At 40.9% G+C, this 5,180-nt stretch carries 6 protein-coding genes; 1 reads left to right on the top strand and 5 read right to left on the bottom strand.

All coding sequences use genetic code 11. From position 1 onward, the window contains the following. Positions 1–119: 119 nt before the first annotated feature. Positions 120–1,742 (bottom strand): putative polysaccharide biosynthesis protein, encoded by a 1,623-nt coding sequence (locus SORDD16_RS03060; protein ID WP_061452338.1) that lies wholly within the window; start codon positions 1,740–1,742, stop codon positions 120–122. Positions 1,743–1,847: 105 nt separating this feature from the next. On the opposite strand from SORDD16_RS03060, the gene SORDD16_RS03055 reads away from it, so the two are divergent. Then, positions 1,848–3,293: a UDP-N-acetylmuramoyl-L-alanyl-D-glutamate--L-lysine ligase gene (locus tag SORDD16_RS03055; RefSeq protein ID WP_061452337.1), complete on the top strand. Its 1,446-nt coding sequence runs from the start codon at positions 1,848–1,850 to the stop codon at positions 3,291–3,293. A gap of 39 nt (positions 3,294–3,332) precedes the next feature. On the opposite strand, the gene SORDD16_RS03050 is transcribed toward SORDD16_RS03055, so the two are convergent. From SORDD16_RS03050 to SORDD16_RS03035, 4 genes are all read right to left on the bottom strand, one after another. Further along, positions 3,333–3,983 carry a DUF1803 domain-containing protein gene (locus tag SORDD16_RS03050; RefSeq protein WP_061452336.1) on the bottom strand — a complete coding sequence of 217 codons (651 nt, stop codon included), beginning with the start codon at positions 3,981–3,983 and terminating at the stop codon, positions 3,333–3,335. Beyond that, positions 3,967–4,479, bottom strand: coding sequence for a YiiX/YebB-like N1pC/P60 family cysteine hydrolase (locus SORDD16_RS03045; protein ID WP_061452335.1), 513 nt, complete (start codon positions 4,477–4,479; stop codon positions 3,967–3,969). Before SORDD16_RS03045 ends, SORDD16_RS03050 begins: the two co-directional genes overlap by 17 nt. A gap of 123 nt (positions 4,480–4,602) precedes the next feature. Beyond that, positions 4,603–4,929, bottom strand: coding sequence for a DUF2568 domain-containing protein (locus tag SORDD16_RS03040; protein WP_061452334.1), 327 nt, complete (start codon positions 4,927–4,929; stop codon positions 4,603–4,605). Positions 4,930–4,982: 53 nt separating this feature from the next. Further along, on the bottom strand, positions 4,983–5,180 hold a 198-nt coding region (locus SORDD16_RS03035; RefSeq protein WP_347230201.1), incomplete at its 5' end, for a DHHA2 domain-containing protein.

The following is a 5,180-nucleotide window of genomic DNA, read 5'->3' as shown; positions in this document are numbered from 1 at the left end:
CAAGGTGGCTTTTTCTGTCTAGCTTAATTTTACAAATTGGGATTTATAAAAATTTGAGTTCAAGCTAATCCAGACACTTAACAAGAAGCTATCATTCCTTTTCGTTCTAATTTATTTTGCTAAGATCGTTGAAATTTTGCTCGCAGACGATCCGCTTGAGGTTTCCCAATAATCTTATCTAATAGATGAGTAGCAAGACTCATCAAACCATAGAGTAGACCACCAAGGCCACCGATGAGAGCTACGTAAAAGAAACTCCAAAAACGTCCACTTGGCTGGAAGAAAAATCCTAAAATCCACTGTAGGAAACCAACCAGAATAAACATGACCAGTGTCAAGATAGTGATCAAGATAGTTCGCTTCAAGATAATCTTTCGACGAGCACCCGTTACCTTACAAATATCTCGGTACATGAGAACATTTGGAATGATAAGACCGATAGTCGTTGAAATCAAGGAACCGTAACTATGGAAAATGGCAATGGCTGGTAGCTGCAATGCTAGCTTGGCAATTGAACCATATATAAAGTACCGAACTGCCGCACGGTTTCGAAACATAGCCTGAAGCATAGGAGACAAGACCATATACAAGCCTAAAATAGTAGACTGTAAAACCGCAAAGACAAACAAGCTCATGGCCAGACCATCCGGCTTTCCGTAAAAGACTGTATAGAGAGGTTCACCTACCATGACGACTCCAACTGTTGCTGGTAATAGAAACATAAAGAGCATGGTAAGACCATCTTGGACTAGTCGAGCCGCCGCTGGCAAGTCGCCTTTTACGTAGTTCTCCGTCAACAGCGGCAAGCCAACACTCCCAATGGAAACTCCTACAGAGATTAAAATCATGGTAATTTTATTAGGATTGGCAGAGAAATAAGAAAACATAACAACCAAGTCTTCATTACTGTAATTGGTAAACCACTTCATACTATTAATAAAGGTCATCTGGTCTAAAATCTGAAAGAGTTGAATAGCAGACCCTGTCAGGATAAAGGGAATGGCTTCCTTGATGGTATCAACCAAGAGTCGCTTGCTATTAATCTTATCTCGTGTTTCAAATACCTTTTGGAGCAGTCCCTCCTTGGAAAGAAAATAAATCAAGACTGCAAAACTAGCCACCATCCCCACAAAGGCAGCAAAGGTAGACTGAGTAACCGCTGATAAGTAATCACCAGAACCCATCTTCATGATAATAAAAGTAGCCAGCAACATCCAGATAACACGGATCACCTGCTCTGCTATTTGGCTCATAGCATAGGGTTTCAGGTTATTCATCCCTTGGAAAAAGCCACGGATGACACTCATAGACGGGAAAATCAAGACCGCCCAAGCCAAACTCTGCATGATGGGAATCAGGTCTTTCCCCACACCTGACAAATCTGCTAACCAGGGAGAAAAGAGATACAAGACCAAGGCAAAGACTAGTCCCAAGCCCGTCATAAAACCTAAAAAACTCCGAATCAAGGCAAAGCTATGCTCTTCTTCTCGCATAGTATTGTACTTAGCCACTTGTTTGGCGACCGCAACTGGGATACCCGCTGTCGAAATCAGCAAGAACCAAGCGTAAATATTATAGCCCATGGTAAAGAGACCATTTGCCTTGGCGGCATAAGTCCCCATCCAGATATACCAGGGAATAATGTAGATTGCCCCAAGGAGGCGACTAATAAAGTTACTAGCTGTTAGCCAAGCAGTCCCTCGCAACATCTGGGCCTGTTGATGATTATTTTCGTTAGACATAGCTTCCTCATTCAATTTTAATAACTAGGAAATTTTCCTCATCTTCCATTATAAACTTTTCCTTGTCACTTGTAAATTTACGACTTTCGGTTTACAATAGAAAGTATGATAAAGATTGAAACCGTATTAGATATATTAAAGAAAGATGATCTCTTCCGCGAGATTATTGACCAAGGTCATTACCACTACAACTACAGCGAAGTTGTTTTTGACAGCATCAGTTACGACAGCCGAAAAGTAAAAGAAGGCACTCTTTTTTTTGCAAAAGGCGTTGCTTTTAAAAAAGAATACCTCCTATCCGCTATAACGCAAGGATTAGCTTGGTATGTCGCAGAAAAGGACTACAAGGTCGGTATCCCCGTCATCGTTGTGAACGATATCAAAAAAGCCATGAGTTTGATTGCTATGGAATTCTATGGCAATCCACAGGACAAGCTCAAACTGCTAGCTTTCACTGGAACCAAGGGTAAGACAACAGCGGCCTATTTTGCTTATAACATCTTGGCTCAACACCATCGCCCAGCTATGCTGTCTACCATGAATACAACCTTAGATGGTAAGACCTTCTTTAAATCTGCCCTCACAACTCCTGAAAGTATTGATCTCTTTGATATGATGGCTCAGGCTGTTAAGAATGGTAGAACTCATCTCATCATGGAAGTCTCTAGTCAAGCCTATCTGGTCAAACGCGTCTATGGCCTGACTTTTGATGTAGGAGTTTTCCTCAATATCAGCCCTGATCATATCGGACCAATTGAACATCCTAGTTTTGAAGATTACTTCTACCACAAACGTCTCTTGATGAAAAATAGCCGAGCAGTTGTCATTAACAGCGACATGGACCACTTTTCTGTATTGAAAGAACAAGTGGAACATCAAGACCATGACTTCTATGGTAGCCAGTCAAGTAACCAAATCGAGAATTCCAGAGCTTTTAGCTTTTCAGCTACAGGTAAACTTGCTGGAGATTATGATATCCAACTCATAGGTCACTTCAATCAAGAAAATGCAGTCGCTGCAGGACTTGCCTGCCTTCGTCTCGGAGCCAGTCTTGAAGACATAAAAAAAGGAATCGCCACAACCCGCGTTCCTGGGCGTATGGAAGTTCTCACTCAGAAAAATGGAGCTAAGGTCTTCATCGACTACGCCCACAATGGCGATAGTCTGAAAAAACTGATTTCTGTTGTAGAAACTCATCAAACTGGAAAGATTGCTCTGATTCTCGGTTCGACTGGAAACAAGGGTGAAAGTCGCCGCAAAGACTTTGGCCTCCTCCTCAATCAACATCCTGAGATTCAAGTCTTTCTCACCGCTGATGACCCCAACTATGAAGATCCAATGGTGATTGCAGATGAAATTAGTAGCTATATCAGTCATCCTGTTGAAAAGATTGCCGATCGTGAAAAAGCCATCAGGGCGGCGATGGCCATCACAAATCAAGAACTCGATGCCGTGATTATTGCAGGTAAGGGAGCTGATTGCTACCAGATCGTCCAAGGAAAGAAAGAAGACTATCCTGGAGATGCGGCCATAGCAGAACGTTATCTATGATAGAGCTAAACAAGGCTAGGAACCTTTCCTAACCTTGTTTTATTTTTTAAAGAAAATCAATTTCTCCTTGTCAAAATCAACGTCCAACTCATACTTACCTTGATCATTTTGAACAATATAGCCCAAGACGACTAAACTATCCACAAAGATATCACGGCGTTTCTGCATAAGATGGTCTTTTTTGAGAAACTTCAGTAAAAAAGTCGTCATATACTTGAGGGCGTACTCAGGATTGACATCTCCCAAAATGGCATAGAGTTCCTGCTGTTTTTCTGTCAAAGGATATTGATTCTTGACCTTGTAGAAATAGTTGGATAGGGTCATTTTTTCTCTTGCAAAGTCCGTACGTTCGACTAAAATGGCGGCATTGGTTTGATTGCGCAATTCTGTCTCGAAAGTCTTCTCCAACAAGGCTTGATAAACTGGACTGTCCTCTCTGATAAAAATCTCTTGGTCAAGGGATAGATTACCTATCGATTCTAGAAAAGGGAGATTAAGGGAATAACGTTTGTTTTCCCTTCGGATCAAACCGGCTTTTATATACTCTTCCATGAGTTTATCAACTGCCGCATCTGGAAACTGAGACTTGATTTCTCGTAGAATCACATCGTCATGCTGGTCCAGATAGTCCACCAAATCTATAAAAAATGGCTGTCGAATCAAACGGGAGGGATTAAAAATCTGAATCATGAAGATTCCTTTCTTTACATTTTAAAAGGGGAGATGCTGCTAGTTGACTAGGATTGGTCCCTGGTTGATTCAGAGGCACAGAAAATTCGAGTTTCCTGTAATATTCCCTCCAAAAATCACTAATCTCCTGCTCCTCATCCCCAAATTTCATGGGAATAGTTTCAAAAATCGGTAGGATTTCAGCGATATACTGGGAGCAGTAAAAGCCAGACCCATCCGGATAAAAAGAGCTATTATAAGGAGCTCCTAGATGCTGGCAAGCCTTCTCCTTCACCAAGTCAGCTTCCAGCTCTGGATAGACATAAAGATCGTAGAGATGAGTTGGTTCAAAAAATTCAGCCGGTTCTTGACAAATGACACCAGCTTGCCCACTAGCATGGTAGATGAAACCGTCCAAAAAGATGGCTACATGACTATAGTTCCCAGTAGAAGCCTGGATGGCCTGCCCCATATCTGAAAGGTCCTTCACAAAAATCAAATCACCATTTTCTAACATCTTTCTCTCCTAGAAAAAAAAGGAGCCGAAACCCCTTTAGCTATAAGGAAAACATCGTTTTCTCGTGTCAATCTCTAGTCAAATGATTACCATTAAAATAATTCATTAACTATATTACAAGAATCACTCTAGCTGAAAATAATAAAGCAGAACCAAACTTCCAAAAGACAGAGCTAAGTAGAGGATTCCTATTTGCAATCCATACAAATACCAAAAACTACCACTAACTAAAATAAAAATCGATATCTCAGCAACGAGGCGTTGCCATTTTTTAAAAGCATATGGAGATTTTGGTGCCATATATCGCGCCCAAAATAGGATTAATAGAACTGCTAGAAGAAAAAATAGGAATTTTTCCAGCCAAGAAATTTGTATTACAGACACGGAGAAAAGACCAAGAATTGCCACAACCTCAACCAAAAAGCGCAGTCCTTCAATCAATCGCATCATACTATCACCTTCTATGAATAGTTAAATCAACAGTTCCAAATATTCCTTAAGAATTACCCATTAAAGCTTTCAGTCAACTGAGGCACCACTTGTTTCTTACGTGAAACAGCACCTGGAAGGAAAGCGTGATTGTTTTCAAGTTTGAAGTTGAAAGCTGCTTCGACCTTGTCCATGTTTGATCCAAGAGCCAAAATTTCTGAGTTTGAGTTGACGATATCGGTAATCATGAGGACAAAGTCTGAGTAACCGTT

It is taken from the genome of Streptococcus oralis, from assembly GCF_001578945.1.
In the GTDB taxonomy this organism is placed as follows: Bacteria; Bacillota; Bacilli; order Lactobacillales; family Streptococcaceae; genus Streptococcus; species Streptococcus oralis_Q.
The sequence above is the reverse complement of the archived record's forward strand: the minus strand, read 5'-3'. Positions and strand labels throughout refer to the sequence as shown.

Bases quoted from the DNA above. Each gene is read 5' to 3' on its own strand.
- SORDD16_RS03040 (WP_061452334.1), bottom strand. From the start codon at position 4,929: ATGATGCGATTGATTGAAGGACTGCGCTTTTTGGTTGAGGTTGTGGCA.
- SORDD16_RS03060 (WP_061452338.1), bottom strand. From the start codon at position 1,742: ATGTCTAACGAAAATAATCATCAACAGGCCCAGATGTTGCGAGGGACT.
- SORDD16_RS03050 (WP_061452336.1), bottom strand. From the start codon at position 3,983: ATGATTCAGATTTTTAATCCCTCCCGTTTGATTCGACAGCCATTTTTT.
- SORDD16_RS03045 (WP_061452335.1), bottom strand. From the start codon at position 4,479: ATGTTAGAAAATGGTGATTTGATTTTTGTGAAGGACCTTTCAGATATG.
- SORDD16_RS03055 (WP_061452337.1), top strand. From the start codon at position 1,848: ATGATAAAGATTGAAACCGTATTAGATATATTAAAGAAAGATGATCTC.